This is a genomic window from Streptomyces sp. CNH287 (assembly GCF_000424825.1).
This window is the reverse complement of the sequence record NZ_AUKQ01000004.1, coordinates 93,512-111,387: the sequence shown is the minus strand read 5'-3', so window position 1 is coordinate 111,387 and position 17,876 is coordinate 93,512. Positions and strand designations below refer to the sequence as shown.

The window sequence follows — 17,876 nt, the reverse complement described above, 5'->3', positions numbered from 1 at the left end:
CATGGGGTCCGGAACACCACGGGACCGCCCGTGGCTGATGCGGACGTACGCCGGGCACTCCACGGCCGAGGCGTCCAACGCCCTCTACCGGAACAACCTCGCCAAGGGCCAGACGGGCCTGTCGGTCGCCTTCGACCTGCCGACCCAGACGGGCTACGACCCGGACCACGTCCTGGCCCGCGGCGAGGTCGGCCGGGTCGGGGTCCCCGTCTCCTGCCTCGGTGACATGCGGCGGCTCTTCCAAGACATCCCGCTGGAGCGGATGAACACCTCGATGACCATCAACGCCACCGCCATGTGGCTGCTGGCGCTCTACCAGGTGACCGCCGAGGAGCAGGGCGCGGACGTCTCCGCGCTCCAGGGCACGACGCAGAACGACATCGTCAAGGAGTACCTCTCGCGCGGCACGCACGTCTTCCCGCCCGGCCCGAGCCTGCGGCTGACCACGGACATGATCGCGTACACCGTCCGGCACCTGCCCCGGTGGAACCCGATCAACATCTGCAGCTACCACCTCCAGGAGGCCGGGGCCACCCCGGTGCAGGAGGTCGCGTACGCGATGAGCACGGCGATCGCGGTGCTGGACTCGGTGTTCGCCTCCGGGCAGGTGCCCGAGGACCGGCGCGGCGACGTCGTGGGCCGGATCTCCTTCTTCGTGAACGCGGGCGTCCGATTCGTCGAGGAGATGTGCAAGATGCGCGCCTTCGGCCGGATCTGGGACCAGATCACCCGCGAGCGGTACGGCGTCACCGACCCGGGGCAGCGCCGCTTCCGCTACGGCGTCCAGGTCAACTCGCTGGGCCTGACCGAGGCGCAGCCGGAGAACAACCTCCAGCGGATCGTGCTGGAGATGCTGGCTGTCACCCTCTCCCGGGACGCGCGCGCCCGCGCGGTGCAACTGCCCGCCTGGAACGAGGCGCTGGGTCTGCCCCGGCCCTGGGACCAGCAGTGGTCGCTGCGCATCCAGCAGGTGCTCGCGCACGAGAGCGACCTGCTGGAGTACGGCGACCTCTTCGCCGGATCGCACGTGGTGGAGGAGAAGGTCTCCTCCCTGGTCGCCGAGGCGCTCGCCGAGATCGACCACATCCAGGAGCTGGGCGGCGCGATGGCCGCCGTGGAGTCCGGCTACCTCAAGTCGCAGCTGGTCTCCTCGCACGCCGAGCGGCGCGCCCGTATCGAGTCCGGCGCGGAGAAGATCGTCGGCGTCAACTGCTACCAGGGCACCGAGCCCAGCCCGCTCACCGCCGACCTGGACACCGCCGTGCTGACCGTCGATCCGGCGGGCGAGGCGGGAGTGGTGCGGGCGGTGCGCCGGTGGCGGGCCGAGCGTGACGAGCCGTACGTGCACCCGCCCGCCGCCGAGGCGCTCCGGCTGCTCCGGGAGGCCGCCGCGACCGACGCCAACCTGATGGAGGCGACGCTCGGCTGCGCGCGTGCGGGCGTGACCACCGGGGAGTGGGCCGGGGCGCTGCGTGAGGTCTTCGGCGAGTTCCGGGCCCCGACCGGGGTCAGCGGCGCGCCGGTGGCGGTGGCCGCCGAGGCGGGCTCGGCCCTGGCCGCCGTACGGCGCAAGGTGGAGCGCACCGCGTCCGAGCTGGCCGCCGCGGCGGGCACCGTCGGCGGCGGCAGGCTCCGGCTGCTGGTGGGCAAGCCGGGCCTGGACGGGCACAGCAACGGCGCCGAACAGATCGCCGTACGGGCCCGCGATGCCGGGTTCGAGGTGGTCTACCAGGGCATCCGGCTGACCCCGCAGGAGATCGTGGCGGCGGCCGTGGCGGAGGACGTGCACTGCGTCGGCCTCTCGATCCTCTCCGGCTCGCACAGCGCCCTGGTGCCCGACGTGCTGGAGCGTCTGCGCGCGGCGGGCGCCGAGGACATCCCCGTCATCGTCGGCGGCATCATCCCGGCCGCCGACGCGAAGACGCTGCGCGCCGCCGGTGTGGCGGCCGTCTTCACCCCCAAGGACTTCGGCATCACGGAGATCATCGGCCGTATCGTCGACGAGATCCGCGGCGCGAACGCCCTCCAGCCCCTCGAACCCATGGAGATCCGCACATGACTGCCCCCTCCCCCGGCCCGGTGAACCGCCTGCGCCCGCGCCGCTCCTGCCTGGCCGTGCCGGGAAGCAACCCGCGCTTCCTGGAGAAGGCCCAGGGCCTGCCCGCCGACCAGGTCTTCCTGGACCTGGAGGACGCCTGCGCCCCGCTCGCCAAGGAGGGCGCCCGGCACACCATCGTCGAGGCGCTCAACGAGGGCGACTGGGGCGGCAAGACCCGGGTCGTGCGGGTCAACGACTGGACGACGCACTGGACGTACCGCGACGTGATCACTGTGGTCGAGGGCGCCGGGCAGAACCTGGACTGCGTCATGCTGCCCAAGGTGCAGGACGCCCAGCAGGTGCACGCGCTGGACCTGCTGCTCACCCAGATCGAGAAGACGGTCGGTCTGGAGGTGGGCCGCATCGGCATCGAGGCCCAGCTGGAGAACGCCCGCGGCCTGGTCAACATCGACGAGATCGCCGCCGCCTCGCCCCGGCTGGAGACCCTCATCTTCGGGCCCGCCGACTTCATGGCCTCGATCAACATGAAGACGCTCGTCGTCGGTGAGCAGCCGCCCGGCTATCCGGCGGACGCCTACCACTACATCCTGATGCGCATCCTGATGGCCGCCCGCGCCCACGACCTCCAGGCGATCGACGGCCCCTACCTCCAGATCCGCAACGTGGAGGGCTACCGCGAGGTGGCCCGCCGCGCCGCCGCGCTCGGCTTCGACGGCAAGTGGGTGCTGCACCCCGGGCAGGTGGAGGCGTCGAACGAGATCTTCTCGCCGTCCCAGGAGGACTACGACCACGCCGAACTGATCCTGGACGCCTACGAGTACTTCACCTCCGAGGAGGGCGGCAAGAAGGGCTCGGCCATGATCGGCGACGAGATGATCGACGAGGCCAGCCGCAAGATGGCGCTGGTGATCGCCGGAAAGGGCCGGGCGGCCGGCCTCACCCGTACGTCCCGCTTCGAAGCACCGGAGGTGTGAGCATGCAGTTCGGCCGCACATACGAGGAGTTCACGGTCGGTGACGTGTACAAGCACTGGCCCGGCAAGACGGTCACGGAGTACGACGACCACCTCTTCTGCCTGCTGACCATGAACCACCACCCGCTGCATCTGGACGCCCACTACGCGGAGCACTCCACCGACTTCGGCCGGAACGTCGTGGTCGGCAACTACGTCTACTCGCTGCTGCTGGGCATGTCGGTGGCGGACGTCTCCGGGAAGGCCATCGCCAACCTGGAGATCGAGTCGCTCCGGCACCTGGCCCCCACCTTCCACGGCGACACGCTCTACGGCGAGACGACCGTGCTGGACAAGACCCCCTCCCGGTCCCGGGACGACCGCGGCGTGGTGCACGTGGAGACCCGGGGCCACAAGCAGGACGGCACGCTGGTGTGCGTCTTCCGCCGCAAGGTGATGGTGCCGACCGCCGCGTACGTCGAGGCGCGCGGCGGGGAAGCGCCGGGCCGCCCGGAACCGGTGGACGCGCCGCGCGGCGCGAAGGGAGCGAAGTGACATGGGCAGGCTGGCGCGGACCGACGGGCTGACCGAGGTGCAGCGGGAGATCCTGGCCACCGTGCGGGGATTCGTCGACAAGGAGATACTCCCGGTCGCCACCGAACTGGAGCACCGGGACGAGTACCCCACCGAAATCGTGGAGGGGCTGCGGGAGCTGGGCCTCTTCGGCCTGATGATCCCGGAGGAGTACGGCGGTCTGGGCGAGTCACTGCTCACCTACGCCCTGTGCGTGGAAGAGATCGCGCGGGGCTGGATGAGCGTGTCCGGCATCGTCAACACGCACTTCATCGTGGCGTACCTGCTGGAGCGGCACGGCACCCAGGAGCAGAAGGACCACTTCCTGCCCAGGATGGCGACGGGCGAGGTGCGGGGCGCGTTCTCCATGTCGGAGCCGGCGCTGGGCTCCGATGTGTCCGCAATCACCTCCAAGGGCGTCCGGGACGGCGAGGAGTACGTCCTGGACGGCCAGAAGATGTGGCTCACCAACGGCGGCTCCGCCTCGCTGGTGGCGGTGCTGTGCCGGACCGAGGAGGGGCTCCCGGAGGGCACCGCCGCGCACAGGTCGATGACCACCTTCCTGATCGAGAAGGAGCCGGGTTTCGGCGAGGTGCGGCCGGGCCTGACCATCCCCGGCAAGATCGAGAAAATGGGCTACAAGGGGGTGGACACCACCGAGATGATCATGGATGGGCTGCGCGTTCCCGCAGCTCGGGTACTGGGCGGCAGCACCGGGCGCGGCTTCTACCAGATGATGGACGGGGTCGAGGTCGGCCGGGTCAACGTCGCCGCGCGCGGCTGCGGGGTCGCCCAGCGCGCCTTCGAGCTGGGCATCTCCTACGCGCAGCAGCGGCACACCTTCGGCAAGCCGATCGCCCAGCACCAGGCCATCCAGTTCAAGCTGGCCGAGATGGCCACCAAGGTCGAGGCCGCACACGCCCTGATGGTGGGCGCGGCCCGTAAGAAGGACGCGGGCAAACGCAACGACCTGGAGGCCGGGATGGCCAAATATCTCGCCTCCGAGTACTGCAAGGAGGTCGTGGAGGACGCTTTCCGTATCCACGGCGGGTACGGTTTCTCCAAGGAGTACGAGATCGAGCGGCTCTACCGGGAGGCGCCCATGCTGCTGATCGGTGAAGGTACCGCCGAGATCCAGAAAATGATCGTCGGGCGCCGCCTGCTGGAGGAGTACCGCCTTCAGGGGTGATTGTCCGATTCGGGGTGTTGTCCCGCAGGTCAGGACGGCACCCCGGCCGGGGCTCCCGGAGGCGGACTGGCCCTCTGGCTTGCCCAGTTGCCACCCGTAACCGATAGCATCCCGGAAAGCCGCCGTCCCCTCTCTGTACGCGGCACCACCCTCCGCTACGAAGGTCATCCATGCCCCACAGCCCATCGTCTGCACCCAGCGGCCGGTTCCGCCTCGCGCGCGGAGCGTCGCCGTGGCTCGTTCCGACCGTGGCCACCGCGGCCGTGAGCCTGCTCCGGTCCCGCCGGTCGCGGACCGCGGCCACGGTCGCCCTGCCCGCCACCGCGCTCGCGGCGGGCATGCTGTGGTTCTTCCGCGACCCGGAGCGGGAGATCGCGCCGGGCCGCTTCATCTCCCCGGCGGACGGAGTGGTGCAGAGCATCATGCCGTGGCCGGACGGGCGCACCCGGGTGGCGATCTTCATGAGCCCGCTGAACGTGCATGTCAACCGCGCTCCGCTGGCGGGCACGGTCGCCTCCGTGGAACACATCCCGGGCGGCTTCGTGCCGGCGTTCAACAAGGAGAGCGAGCACAACGAGCGGGTCGTCTGGCACTTCGACACCGACTTCGGCGACGTCGAGATGGTCCAGATCGCCGGTGCGGTGGCCCGCCGCATCGTCCCGTACGTGCCGCAGGACACCAAGGTCGAGCAGGGCGAGCGGATCGGGCTGATCCGCTTCGGCTCGCGGGTGGACCTCTACCTCCCGCAGGGGGTCGAGGCAGATGTCGAGGTCGGCCAGACCACGACGGCTGGGGTGACGCGCCTTGACCGTGATTGATCCCGACACCCAGGCAGCCTGGGTTCCCGAGGCCGACGAGGACGAGGACGAGATGCCGCTGTCCATGCGGCTCTCGATAGCGGACACGCTGACCCTGGGGAACGCCACCTGCGGTTTCCTCGCCGTCTACTTCACCACCACCGGCGTGCTCATCCCGCACCTCGCGGGCAACGAGGACGGCGGCATGGCCCGGCACAGCGCCGCCACCGCCGTCATCCTGATGCTCCTGGCGTCCGTCTTCGACCTCTTCGACGGACTGGTCGCGCGCAAGCTGCGCAGCTCCGCGATGGGCGCGGAGCTGGACAACCTCTCGGACCTGATCAGCTTCGGGCTGGCGCCCGCGTACTTCGTGGCCGTCTGGGGCATGGTCGCCAGCGACGCGCACCAGAGGGTGTCGGTGGTCGCGGCGGTCGTGGTCCTGCTGGCGGTGGTGCTCAGACTCGCCCGGTTCTCGTGCGTCACCCTGCGCGACGGCATCTTCCAGGGCATGCCCAGCCCCTTCGGGGCGCTGACGGTCGTCTCGATCGTCCTGCTGGGGCTGCCGTTCGTCCCGACGCTGCTGGCCATCGTCGGCGTCGCCTGGCTGATGGTGAGCCGGGTCGAGTACCCCAAGCCGCGCGGGCGGCTGGCGATCGCGATGCTCAGCTGGATCGTGCTGAGCATGGGCCTGCTGGCGGCCTGGGCCTTCGACGCGCCGGGCGGCGAGCTGCTCCTCCAGACGGGCTGCGCGCTCCAGGTCGTCCTGGGCGCGGTGATCCCGCTCTTCGCGACGGCCCGCCGGGTCAACAGCTTCCGCGACAACCGCCGCGAGGCGCGGGCTGCCGCACAGGGCTGAGCCGACCGTACGCACTGCGGGCCCGGACGGATTCTCCGTCCGGGCCCGCAGTGCGTACAGGGCCGGGCCGGGGCACATCCCATTCGCCTCCCGCCAACAAGGCGCTGGAGCTGGCGCTGCGCGAGGCCGTCGCGCTCCGGGACCGGCGCATCGGCGTCGAGCACCTGGTGCTGGGGCTGCTGCGCGCCGACGACCGCGTGACACAGGACCTCCTGAGGCGCCTCGGTCTCGACCCGGCCCCCGTCCGCGACCTGGTCCTGGCCGACCGCCGCGAGGCGGCCTGACGTCCTGCGCGCGAGAGGCGGTGAAGCCGTGGGCAGTGGCGGCCGAACCGCCGCGGGCGGTCACGGCGGACAGACCCGAAGTGCGTCAGCGGCCGAGGGAGAGCCGCCGCCAGACCGCCCGCGCCGCGTGGTGGCCGGACATGCCGTGCACGCCGGGGCCGGGCGGGGTGGCGGAGGAGCACAGGAAGACCGCCGGGTGCGCGGTGGCGTACGGGACGCGGGTCAGCTTCGGCCGCACCATCAGCTGGAGTCCGGAGGCCGCCCCGCACGCGATGTCGCCGCCGACGTAGTTGGCGTTGCGCTCCGCGAGCTGGGGCGGCCCGGCGGTCGCCCTGGCCAGTACGAGATCGCGGAAGCCGGGGGCGAAGCGCTCGATCTGCCGCTCGACCACGGCGGTGGCGTCGCCCCGCCAGCCGTTCGGCACGTGCCCGTAGGCCCAGAACGCCTGCTTGCCCTCCGGCGCCCGGGACGGGTCGACGATCGAGGGCTGGACCGTGATGAGGAAGGGCCGCTCGGGGTCGCGGCCGAGCACCGCGCGGCGCATCGCGTCGTCGATGAGCCCGGCGGTGGGGGCGACGTGCACGGTGGTCGCCCGCCGCGCCTCCGGCGCCGTCCACGGCACCGGGCCGTCCAGCGCGTAATCGATCTTGAACAGGCTGGCTCCGTAGCGGTATCCGCTGTACGCGTGCCCGAGCCCGGCGATACGGGCCAGCGCGGTCGGCGAGGTGTCGAAGACGTACGCGCGGGCGGGCGGCAGCTCGTCCAGCCGCTTGACCTCGACGCCGGTGTGCACCGTGCCGCCCAGCTCGCGCAGGTACCCGGCGAGCGCGTCGGAGATCGCCTGCGAGCCGCCGCGCGCCACCGGCCACCCGTGTGCGTGCCCGGCCAGGGCGAAGACCAGGGCGACCCCGGCCGTCGCGAACGTGCTGGTGGGGGCGATGACATGGGCGGCGAGCCCGGCCAGCAGCGCGCGTGCCTTCTCGTCCCGGAAGCGGCGGCTCACCCAGGAGGCGGGCTGGAGCCCGGTCAGCCCGAAGCGTGCGAGCGAGACCAGGTCCTGCGGCAGCCGCCCGTTGAGCGCCGAGCCGAGGCTGAGGAAGTCCTCGGAGAGGCTCTCCCACCGGGTCAGGTGCGGGTCGACCAGGCGACGGTAGGCACCTGCGTCGCGGGCGCCGAGGGAGGCGGCGGTCTCGGCGACGGACCGGGCGAGGACGGCCGCGGTGCCGTCCGGGAAGGGGTGCGCCATCGGCAGCCCGGAGTGCAGCCACTCCAGGCCGTGCCGCTCCAGCGGCATGCGGCGGAAGGCGGGGGAAGAGATGCCCAGCGGGTGCGCGGCCGAGCAGGGGTCGTGCCGGAAGCCGGGGAGCGTCAGCTCCTCGGTACGGGCACCGCCCCCGACGGTGTCGAGCGCCTCGAACAGCTCCACCGCGTAACCGCGCCGGGTCAGCTCCACGGCCGCCGTCAGCCCGTTGGGACCCGCGCCCACCACCACCGCGTCCAGGATCGACGGCACCGTCGGCTCTCCCCTCGCCGCTTGGCTCAGCTGGCCCGCTGAAGCAGAGTCAGGATACGACGCGCTGTTCCGCCGTCACGCGCCGCGGTGAAGGGCAGCGCGTTGCCGCCCGCGAGCTTGAAGGGATCGCCCGAGAGGGTGGCGGAGGCACCGCCCGCCTCCGAGACCAGCAGCAGCCCGGCGGCGTGGTCCCAGGCAAGCTCCCAGGAGAAGGCCACCGCGTCGAGCAGGCCGCGCGCGACGTTGAGGTACTCCAGACCGGCCGAGCCGCACGCTCGCGCGGCCACACCCTCCGTCCACAGGCCCAGCAGCGCCCGCTTCTGCTCCTCGTCGGTGAAGTCCGGGTGCGAGGTGGCCACCTGGAGGTCGGCGTCCGGTGCGGGGGACCCGGCACGCAGCGCCTCGCCGTTGAGCAGGGCGCCGCCGCGCAGCCGGGCGGTGGCCATCAGGTCCAGCACGGGCGCGTAGGTCCAGGAGGCCAGGACCTCGCCGTGCCGGGCGAGGGCGACCAGGGTGCAGAAGCCGTCCTCCCCGCGCACGAACTGGCGGGTGCCGTCCACCGGGTCCACTATCCACACCGGGTCCGGTCCACGCAGCGCGTCGTAGGAGGCCGGGTCGGCGTGCACCGCCTCCTCGCCGACGACGACCGAGCCGGGCAGCAGCGCGGTGAGCGAACGGGTGAGATGCTCCTCGGCCAGCCGGTCGGCCACGGTCACCAAGTCGTGCGGACCCGTCTTCTGGATCACCTCGTGGGCCGCCAGCTGCCGCCAGCGCGGCAGGACCTCCTCGGCCACGGCCTTGCGTACGGCTTCCTCGGCGCCGTTGACCAGCGCGTCATCGATCATACGTCCATGGAAGCACGGCTTCCGTTCCCCGGCGTCACCCGCCGACCTCCCGGCGGAGCGAGGCGGCACCGGAAGGAGAGAGCCACACCAGCCGCGCGGCCACCCCCTCCGGCCGCGCGAACCACCGCACCGCGCCCTCGGGCGAGCGCAGCCGCATCCGCAGCCCGCCCTCGACGCTGACGACCTGCGCGTGCCCGTCCTCGTACGCCATCCCCCACGCCGCGACCCGGCCGTCCGCCTCATCGGTGCCGGGCGCGGAGACCTGAGCCACGGCGAACAACTGCGGCGCGAAGTCGAGCGCGAGCGCGCACAACTCCTCGCCGAAGGCGGGAGGCAGGCCCGCGTAGTCGTCCTCATGGGGCGCCGAGGGGGGATTCAGCGGGGATCATCCACGAGGCGGCTCTCCGGATGCGGTTCGGCGGCCATGACACGGCCCGCGCACAGCTGGCGCACCTCACCGAGATGAGCCAGCTGGAGAACGTCTCGGTGCGGGTCATCCCCTTCGAACAGGGCGATTTCCCCGGGAACGGCCAACCGTTCGACTACATTCGCGGTGACGTACCGCAGCTGGACACCGTTCAACTCGACGTCCACCACGGATGCGAGTTCCTCGATTCCGAGGCTCAGTTGCACAAGTACCGGACCGTACTCGACCGGATGGAGCGAAGCGCACTCACAGAGTCCGCCTCGCGCGACTTCATCCACCGCATCGCTCGGAGTATCTGACTCTCATGGACACCCCCGCCCGCGTCTGGCAGAAGTCCTCCCACAGCGGAGACTCCTCGAACTGCGTGTACGTCGCCGCCGCTGGCGACGCCGTGATGCTCCGCGAAAGCGAGGAGCCGGACACCATACTCACGGTCACCGCCCCCGTACTGAGCACGCTCCTGGACTCCGTCAAGACGGGCCGCCTGGCCCGCTTTCGGCCGCGCTGAGGCGGATCGATCCCCCGTCCGTGCCGGGTTACGGCCACGTCATGGCCGTAACCCGGCACGTTCCCTGCACACCAAGACCGGACCCGCCGGGTCAGCGGCCGACCGCGTAGCCCTGGGCTCCGCGGGGGTTGGCGGCGGCGCTGAGGAGGCCGGTCTCCGGGTCGCGGGCGACGACGCACAGGCGGCCCTCCGACCAGGGCGGGCCGACGGTGACCCGGTGGCCGCGCTGCCGGAGGCCGGCGATGACGCGCTCGCCGATGCGGGACTCGACCGTGACACTGCCGGGCCGCATCGCGCGCGGGTAGAAGGAGCCGGGGAAGCTCTCGGTGTGCCAGTTGGGCGCGTCGATCGCGCCCTGGAGGTCGAGGCCGCCGCGCACGTGGGGGCGGCGGGCGACGGCGAGCAGGAAGTGCAGCTGCCACTGTTCCTGCTGGTCTCCGCCAGGGGTGCCGAAGGCCATCACCGGTACGCCGTCGCGCAGCGCCAGCGAGGGGGTGAGGGTGGTGCGCGGGCGGCGGCCCGGGGTGAGGGAGCCCGGCAGACCCGGCTCCAGCCAGGTCATCTGGAGCCGGGTGCCCAGCGGGAAGCCCAACTCCGGGACGAGCGGGCTGGACTGGAGCCAGCCGCCGCTGGGGGTGGCACTGACCATGTTGCCCCAGCGGTCGACGACGTCGAGGTGGCAGGTGTCACCGCGGGTCGAGCCGTCCCGGGCGACGGTCGGTTCGCCGGTGCCCGCGCCGACGGGGCGGTGCGCGTCGGCGGCTGCCTCCTCGCCGGTGGTGGAGGCGGCGGCGCGCGCGTGCCGGGCCAGGCGGGGCGCATGCCCGCCGGGGCTGCCGGGCCGCAGCGCGTACGACGCGTCCGCGCCGATCAGCGTGCGCCGCTCCGCCGTGTAGGCGTCCGAGAGGAGCGCCTCCACCGGTACGGTCTCCGCGCCCGCCGCGTCGCCGTACCACGCCTCGCGGTCGGCCATCGCCAGCTTGGTGCCCTCCACCAGGCGGTGTACGGCCTCCGGGCCGTCCCACTCGGCCCAGTCGCCGGGCAGCAGCGCGAGTTGCTGGAGCAGGCTGGGGCCCTGGGTCCAGGGGCCCGCCTTGCAGATCCGCCAGCCGTGCCAGTCGTAGGTGACCGGCTCCTCGTAGGTGGCGCTCCAGCCCGCGAGGTCGTCGCCGGTCAGGGTGGAGCGGTGGCGTTCGCCGCTGGTGTCCATGGCGGGGGTGCCCGCGGTGCGCAGCAGCGCCTCCGCGACGAACCCCTCCCGCCAGGTGCGCCGGGCCGCGTCGATCTGGGTCTCGCGGTCCGGTCCGGCGGCCTCGGCTTCGGTGATCAGCCGCTGCCAGGTCGCCGCCAGGGCCGGGTTGCGCAGCAGCGCGCCGGGGCGCGGCGCGCGCCCGCCGGGCAGGTAGACCTCGGCGGAGGCGGTCCACTCGGTCTCGAAGAGCGCGCGCACCGACTCGACGGTCTCCCCCACCCGTTCCACGGCCGGGTGGCCGCCCGCGGCGTAGCCGATCGCGTAGGTGAGGCTCTGGGCGAGCGTGCGGGTGCCGTAGTCGCGCAGCAGGAGCATCCAGGCGTCGAAGGCTCCGGGGATCGCCGCCGCCAACGGGCCGGTGCCCGGGACCAGTTCGAGCCCCAGCCCGGTGTAATGCGCGAGGGTGGCCCCGGCGGGTGCGGTGCCCTGGCCGCACAGCACCCGCACCGGGCGGCCGTCGGCGGGGGCGATCAGTACGGGCACCTCGCCCGCGGGGCCGTTGAGGTGGGGTTCCACGACCTGGAGGACGAAACCGGCGGCCACGGCCGCGTCGTACGCGTTGCCGCCGTCCTCCAGCACGGCCATCGCGGTCTGCGAGGCGAGCCAGTGGGTGGTGGAGGCCATGCCGAAGGTGCCCTGGAGGGTGGGCCGGGTGGTGACCATGGTTGCGAGGGTATTCCGTGCGCGACCGGTGGGGGTGGTCTCAGGGAGGCGCCCGGGCGTGCGGCCGTCGTGGGCGGGGTGTGGCGGGCCGTCGTGTGCTCCGGCCAGGGAGTCGACGGGATTGCTCAACCGTACGCGGCACAGCGGCCGTTCGAGGGAGGTCCGCTACCCGGTGATCCTGGTGCCGGCGGAGATCGAGCGATCCATGGTCGTGGGTATCGTTGCTGCGCCCCGCAACGTTTGATCTTGGCGGGTACCGAACAGGAGGGGTGACACGGTGTTGGCAGAGCTGGCGGCAGGAGACCCGCGCCGCGTGGGCCCGTACCGGATCGTGGCCCGCATCGGCGCGGGCGGCATGGGCCGCGTCTACCTCGCGCGTTCCCCCGGGGGCCGGGCCCTGGCCGTGAAGGTGGTACGGGCGGAGCTGGCCGAAGATCCCGGGTTCCGGCGCCGGTTCGCCCGGGAGGTGGCCACCGCCCGCCGGGTCACCGGCCTTTTCACCGCCGGGGTGGTCGACGCCGACTTGGAGGGGTCCCCCGCCTGGCTGGCCACCGAGTACGTCCCGGGCATCCCCCTGAGCGAGGCGGTCGTGCAGTACGGGCCCTGGCCGGCACCGCACGTACTGGCGCTCGGCGCCGGGCTCGCCGAGGCGCTGGGGGCCATTCACCACGCAGGGGTCGTCCACCGGGACCTCAAACCCTCGAACGTCCTCCTCGCCACCGACGGGCCCCGGGTCATCGACTTCGGGATCTCCGTCATGGCCGAGGTAGCGGACGGCAGCAGCGCTCTGACGCGGACCGGCGCCGTCATCGGGACCCCCGGCTTCATCGCCCCGGAACAGCTGACCTCGCAGGGACGGCCCGGCCCGGCGAGTGACGTGTTCGCCCTGGGAGCGGTGCTGGCCTTCGCCGCGACCGGCAGCGGTCCCTTCGGCGGCGGTGCACCCCACGCGCTCCACTACCGCATCGTCCACGAAGAGCCCGACCTGGGCGCCCTGCCCGCGGCGCTGCGGGACGTGGTGGCCGCATGCCTGGCCAAGTCGCCGCAGGAGCGGCCCGGCCCGGCAGCCCTCGTACGCACCCTCACCCGCGCGTTGCCGGATGACCACTCGGAGGCGGTCCAGTCGCTCGGGGACGGCAGTTGGCTGCCCCGGCCGGTGGCGCGGGCTCTACGGGAACACGGCCGCGCCGAAGCCGGCGCGCCCGCACCGGAGCCACCGCAGCCGGAGGCGCAGTCCGCGGAGGGGCCGGGGGCGGGGAACGACGCGTCGGCGGGCGGCACCGAACCAGGCGTCCACCAGGCTCCCACCCGTCCCGGCAAGGCAGCCGCACCGGCCCCGGCCCACCCGCCGACCGCCCTCTCCCCACCGGGGCCCGGACAGACGCCGGGGGCCCCGCCCACCCCGCCGGCCCTGAGGAGGACCACGGCGGCTCCAGCACCGCCCGCGGTGGACAACCGGTCCACGCGCACTCCGGCACCCACCCGCCGCCGGATACTGGCCGCCGCGGCTGCCCTGGGCACGGCGGGCATCGGCTACACGGGGTGGCGCTTTCTCGGTGACGGCGACGGCGGCGGCGCGACGGGCGCAACGGGCTCGGGCCAGGGCACGGCGGGCGACCTCTCCGGCACCGTCACCTTCTGGGACACCTCGAACGGCCCGGAGCAGGACACTCACCGCAAGCTCGCGGAAGGCTTCACGAAGGAGCACCCGCGGGTCGACGTCAAGGTGGTGCACGTGTCCGGCAAGGCCGACGCCAAGTTCAGGACAGCGGCCGGTGCCGGCCGCGGCCCCGACGTGATGCGTGCACAGGTCACCTGGGTGGCGGACTTCGCGAAGCGCGGCTATCTGGCGCCCCTCGACGACACCGCGGCCCTGGACGACGAGAAGGACCATCTGCCGCAGGCCCTCGCGAGCACCAGGTTCACCGGCAAGACGTACGCCGTTCCGCAGACCATCGAGACCCTCGCGCTCTTCTACAACAGGCGGATGTTCGGAGAGGTGGGATTGGAAGTCCCGGGCACCTTCGCCGAACTCGGCGAAGCCGGCCGGGCCATCCGGAAGGCCACGGGCGATCCGGGCCTCTACCTGCGCGAAAACCCGTACTACTACCTGCCCTACCTCTACGGTGAGGGCGGCGACCTGCTCGACACCAAGTCCAAGAAGGTCCTGGTCGACGACGAGCCCGGGTCCGCCGCCTTCTCGGTCATGAAGGAGTTGCTCACCTCGAAGGCGGCGGTCACCGACGCCTTCGACGGCTACGACCGGCAGCTCTTCGCCTTCAAGACGGGCCGCGTCGCCATGATGCTCGACGGCCCGTGGGCGGTCGAGGAGGTCCTGGCCGGGCGGGAGTTCAAGGGCGACAAGGACAACCTGGGGGTCGCCGTCGTACCCAAGGGTTCCCGGCGGCGGGGCTCCTCGCAGAGCGGCTGGAACCTCTCCGTCCACGCCGGTTCCGCCAACCTCGAAGCCTCCTACGCGTTCGTCAGGTACATGAGCTCCGCGAAGACGCAGCAGCGGGCCGCCAGGGAACTCAACTGGCTTCCCACCCGCACCTCGGTGTACGCCGCGCCGTCCGTCAGGAACAACAGGACGGTCCAGTTCTTCGGGCCGGCCGTGGAGACGGCCGTCGAACGCCCGTGGATTCCCGAGGGCGACTCCTTGCTGGAGCCGATCACGGAGCCGTTGCGGAAGGTTCTCTCCGGCGAGGCCGCTCCCGGGAAGGCCGCCTGGGACGTCGGCGAAGCCTACCGGAGGCTTCTCCCGGGCTACCGGTAACGGCAGGAGGAGCCGGTGGGAACGACGGTCGCGGCCAGGCCGCTCCCGGGCACCGTGGCAGCAGGAAGCCCCCGCGCTATCGTGGCAGGTGATCTTCGACGACGGCGGCGGAAAGCGGGACGGCATGCACGGCGAGTACAAGGTGCCCGGCGGGAAGCTGGTCGTGGTGGACTGCGACGTGGTGGCCGGGGCCCTGCGGAACGTACGGGTCGCCGGTGACTTCTTCCTGGAGCCGGACGAGGCGCTGGCACTGATCGACCAGGGCCTGGAGGGCGCCTCCGCCGACGCGGACGCGGCGCAGCTGGCCGCCCGCATCCGGGCGGTGCTGCCGGAGGGCACCGTGATGTTCGGCTTCTCGGCCGACGCGGTGGCCGTCGCCGTGCGCCGTGCCGTCGCGCAGGCCACCGACTGGGCGGACTACGACTGGCAGCTGGTGCACGAGGGCCCGCAGCCGCCCGCGCTGCACATGGCGCTGGACCAGGTGCTCACCGAGGAGGTCGCGGCGGGGCGGCGTCCACCGACGCTGCGGGTGTGGGAGTGGGCCTCCTCCGCCGTGATCATCGGCAGCTTCCAGTCGCTGCGCAACGAGGTGGACCCGGCGGGCGCCGAGCGGCACGGCATCGAGGTGGTGCGCCGCATCAGCGGGGGCGGCGCGATGTTCGTGGAGCCGGGGAACACCATCACGTACTCGCTGTGCGTGCCCGAGGCACTCGTGAACGGGCTGTCCTTCACCGACAGCTACGCCTACCTGGACGACTGGGTGATCGGCGCGCTCGCCGACATGGGCATCCAGGCGTGGTATCAGCCGCTGAACGACATCACCTCCTCCGACGGCAAGATCGCGGGTGCGGCGCAGAAGCGGCTGGCCCCCGGTCCCGCCGGGTCCGGCGCGGTGCTGCACCACGTGACGATGGCGTACGACATCGACACCGACAAGATGCTCGAGGTACTGCGCATCGGCAAGGAGAAGCTCTCCGACAAGGGAACGGCCAGCGCCCGCAAGCGCGTCGACCCGCTGCGCCGCCAGACCGGCCTGCCGCGCACCGAGGTCATCGACCGGATGATCGCCACCTTCCGGAACCGCTACGGCCTCACCCTGGACGGTGTGACCGAACAGGAGAGGACGCGGGCGCTCGCGCTGGCGGCCACGAAGTTCAGCTCGCCCGAGTGGACCGCCCGCGTCCCCTGACGCCGCGGACTCCCGACCGCGCCGTCACCGACCGCGCTGTCACCGACAGGCCGCGCTCCCGTACAGTCCGGGGGGCCGCAGAGCGTGCGGACCGTACCGCAGGCGCACGAAGGGGAGCACGGTGGAGACCGAGACCGACGCCTCGTACCCGTCCCGGCCGGGGCAGCCCGTCCCTGTCCCCGAGGCCGACCCCGCCCTGGTGGAGCGGTGGCTCTCGGCGGGGGGCGAACTGGTGGACCTGCTGGCCCAGGTGCGCGAGCGGTGCGGCGGCGTCGCCGCGTTCCGCGTCGGTCCGGCCCCGGCCCCGACCGTCCTGGTCACCGGCCCGCAGGCGGTGCAGCACGTGCTCGCCCAGCGCCCGGACCGGTACGTCAAGCGCTCGCACCGGGCCCGGCTGCTGGTCGGCGACGGCGTCCTCTCCGCCACCGGGCCGGCGTGGAAGCGGCAACGCCGCCTGCTGCAACCCCAGTTCACCGGTGCGGGCATGCGCCGCCACGAGCGGCGGATCGAGGAGGCCGCCCGCTGCGCCGCCGAGCGCTGGGCCGCGTACGCGCGCTCCGGGGAGCCCGTCGACGTCGGACGGGAGATGCACCGCTTCGCGCTGGACACCATCTGGCGCTCCCTCACCGGGCGCCCGCTCGACGACAGGACCGAACGGGAACTGGACGCCGTGCAGGTGGTGGCGACCGCTCTGCCGACGCTGCCCTCCGACGCCGCCGGCGCACGGGAGACCGTCGCCGCCGACCTCGCACGGATCGACGCGGTCGCCGAGCACGCCATCGGGGCGGCACGCTCGGAGGATGCCGCCGCCGGACCCGAGGGGCCTGGGCTGCTGCGCGTCCTGACCGACGCCGCCGCCGAACACCCCGAATACACCGACCAGTTGATCCGCGACGAGCTGGTCACGCTGCTCGCGGCCGGGCACGAGACCACCGCCACCACGCTGACCTGGCTCTACATGCTCCTCGACCGCCATCCCGAGGCCCGGCAGCAGGCGCTCGCCGCCGGGCCCGAGGGCTCGGCCGAGCGCCGCGCGGCCCTTCAGGCCCTGGTCCAGGAGACGCTGCGGCTCTACCCCGCCGCCTGGCTGCTGCCCCGCCACGCCACGGAGGCCGACACGCTCGCCGGTTTCGCCGTCGAGGCGGGCACGGACGTCCTGGTCTGCCCCTACCTCACGCACCGCGACCCGCAACTGTGGCCGGACCCGGAGCACTTCGACCCCCGCCGCTTCCTGGGCCCGGACGCCCGCCCCGGCCGGCTGGGCGCGTACTTCCCGTTCGGCATGGGTCCCCGCGCCTGCCTCGGCACGCAGTTCGCGCTGCGCGAGTCGACCGCCCTCCTCGAACTCCTGCTGCCCGCCCACACCCTGGACTTCCACGCCAGGCCCGCCAAGACGTCGTACGGCATCACCGTCCGCCCCGAGGGCCCGGCCCTCGCCACCCTGCGCCCGCCGCACGGGCGGTAGGACCCTCCTGATTTCCTGATTGCTAAGGTGAACCTATGTCCACCGGATACCCGCACCCGCCGGGTCCTTACGGGAACCCACCGCCGCAGATACCTTTCCCGTACGCCCCTCCCCCGGCCCGCATGCCGGGAAGCGTGCGCGGTGCGCAGGTCGTGGTCTTCGCGATGATGGCGCTCTGTGTGGCGATGTCGGTCCTCATCGGCATCAACAGCAGCGCCGAGGACGCCGGCGCGTCCTTCAGCACCAACATGATGGGCTGCGTGCTCTTCGTGCTGGCGTTCTTCTACGGCAAGGGGGGCGACCGCCTGCGCAGGACGTCGATCGTGCTGGCGGGCGTGCAGATCGTCTTCGCACTCGGCGGGACCGCCCAGGGCCTCCCCGGCGGGATCTTCGCCCTGGCCGGTGCGATCGCGATCGTCGTGCTGCTCAAGCAGGGGACCGCCGCCGACTGGTTCCGCAGGCCGCGCCGGCCCGTGCAGGCGTACGAGCCTGGCTACCCCGGGCAGGGCTACCCCGGTCCGTGAGCGC

16 protein-coding genes and 1 pseudogene are annotated in these 17,876 nt (G+C 72.6%); 13 read left to right on the top strand and 4 right to left on the bottom strand.

The window, feature by feature from the left end:
• Position 1: 1 nt before the first annotated feature.
• From H299_RS0103395 to H299_RS39840, 7 genes are all read left to right on the top strand, one after another.
• Complete coding sequence (locus H299_RS0103395) at positions 2-2,059, top strand: protein meaA (protein ID WP_078512434.1); 2,058 nt, start codon at positions 2-4, stop codon at positions 2,057-2,059.
• Positions 2,056-3,033, top strand: a complete 978-nt coding sequence (locus H299_RS0103390; RefSeq protein ID WP_027747260.1) for an HpcH/HpaI aldolase/citrate lyase family protein — start codon at positions 2,056-2,058, stop codon at positions 3,031-3,033. Before H299_RS0103395 ends, H299_RS0103390 begins: the two co-directional genes overlap by 4 nt.
• A 2-nt stretch (positions 3,034-3,035) precedes the next feature.
• Complete coding sequence (locus H299_RS0103385) at positions 3,036-3,566, top strand: MaoC family dehydratase (protein ID WP_027747259.1); 531 nt, start codon at positions 3,036-3,038, stop codon at positions 3,564-3,566.
• Between the two features lies 1 nt (position 3,567).
• Positions 3,568-4,773 carry an acyl-CoA dehydrogenase family protein gene (locus tag H299_RS0103380; RefSeq protein ID WP_027747258.1) on the top strand — a complete coding sequence of 402 codons (1,206 nt, stop codon included), beginning with the start codon at positions 3,568-3,570 and terminating at the stop codon, positions 4,771-4,773.
• A 170-nt stretch (positions 4,774-4,943) separates the two neighbouring features.
• Complete coding sequence (locus tag H299_RS0103375; protein WP_027747257.1) at positions 4,944-5,591, top strand: phosphatidylserine decarboxylase; 648 nt, start codon at positions 4,944-4,946, stop codon at positions 5,589-5,591.
• On the top strand, positions 5,578-6,426 hold the full coding sequence (pssA, locus tag H299_RS0103370) for a CDP-diacylglycerol--serine O-phosphatidyltransferase (RefSeq protein ID WP_027747256.1): 849 nt from the start codon (positions 5,578-5,580) through the stop codon (positions 6,424-6,426). Before H299_RS0103375 ends, pssA begins: the two co-directional genes overlap by 14 nt.
• Before the next feature lie 50 nt (positions 6,427-6,476).
• Complete coding sequence (locus H299_RS39840) at positions 6,477-6,710, top strand: Clp protease N-terminal domain-containing protein (protein WP_027747255.1); 234 nt, start codon at positions 6,477-6,479, stop codon at positions 6,708-6,710.
• Positions 6,711-6,795: 85 nt separating this feature from the next.
• Here H299_RS39840 and H299_RS0103360 read toward each other — a convergent pair whose 3' ends face one another.
• The 3 genes from H299_RS0103360 to H299_RS31945 are packed head-to-tail and all read right to left on the bottom strand — an operon-like array spanning position 6,796 to position 9,381.
• Complete coding sequence (locus tag H299_RS0103360) at positions 6,796-8,223, bottom strand: phytoene desaturase family protein (RefSeq protein WP_027747254.1); 1,428 nt, start codon at positions 8,221-8,223, stop codon at positions 6,796-6,798.
• A 26-nt stretch (positions 8,224-8,249) separates the two neighbouring features.
• Positions 8,250-9,068 (bottom strand): inositol monophosphatase family protein, encoded by an 819-nt coding sequence (locus H299_RS0103355; RefSeq protein WP_027747253.1) that lies wholly within the window; start codon positions 9,066-9,068, stop codon positions 8,250-8,252.
• A 34-nt stretch (positions 9,069-9,102) separates the two neighbouring features.
• Entirely contained in the window at positions 9,103-9,381 is a 279-nt protein-coding gene (locus tag H299_RS31945) for a hypothetical protein (protein WP_486587133.1), read from the bottom strand.
• Positions 9,382-9,419: 38 nt separating this feature from the next.
• Here H299_RS31945 and H299_RS31940 point away from each other — a divergent pair.
• Both H299_RS31940 and H299_RS0103340 read left to right on the top strand, forming a co-directional pair.
• Positions 9,420-9,794: pseudogene (locus H299_RS31940) on the top strand (DUF5753 domain-containing protein); the annotation flags it as partial.
• Between the two features lie 5 nt (positions 9,795-9,799).
• Positions 9,800-10,003, top strand: coding sequence for a DUF397 domain-containing protein (locus H299_RS0103340; protein WP_037757658.1), 204 nt, complete (start codon positions 9,800-9,802; stop codon positions 10,001-10,003).
• Between the two features lie 91 nt (positions 10,004-10,094).
• Here the strand turns inward: H299_RS0103340 and H299_RS0103335 are convergent, their stop codons facing one another.
• Positions 10,095-11,918, bottom strand: coding sequence for a gamma-glutamyltransferase (locus tag H299_RS0103335; protein WP_027747251.1), 1,824 nt, complete (start codon positions 11,916-11,918; stop codon positions 10,095-10,097).
• Positions 11,919-12,195: 277 nt separating this feature from the next.
• Here H299_RS0103335 and H299_RS37985 point away from each other — a divergent pair, with 277 nt between their 5' ends.
• From H299_RS37985 to H299_RS31930, 4 genes are all read left to right on the top strand, one after another.
• The gene (locus H299_RS37985; protein ID WP_486587132.1) at positions 12,196-14,694 is read left to right on the top strand and encodes a serine/threonine-protein kinase; all 2,499 of its coding nucleotides are present in this window, start codon (positions 12,196-12,198) and stop codon (positions 14,692-14,694) included.
• Positions 14,695-14,818: 124 nt separating this feature from the next.
• Positions 14,819-15,883, top strand: a complete 1,065-nt coding sequence (gene lplAB / locus H299_RS0103325; protein WP_027747250.1) for a lipoate-protein ligase LplAB — start codon at positions 14,819-14,821, stop codon at positions 15,881-15,883.
• A gap of 121 nt (positions 15,884-16,004) precedes the next feature.
• Positions 16,005-17,348 carry a cytochrome P450 gene (locus H299_RS0103320; RefSeq protein WP_027747249.1) on the top strand — a complete coding sequence of 448 codons (1,344 nt, stop codon included), beginning with the start codon at positions 16,005-16,007 and terminating at the stop codon, positions 17,346-17,348.
• A 134-nt stretch (positions 17,349-17,482) separates the two neighbouring features.
• A complete protein-coding gene (locus tag H299_RS31930) occupies positions 17,483-17,872 on the top strand; it encodes a hypothetical protein (RefSeq protein WP_037757656.1) in 390 nt (129 codons plus the stop codon).
• The last annotated feature ends 4 nt before the right edge of the window (positions 17,873-17,876 follow it).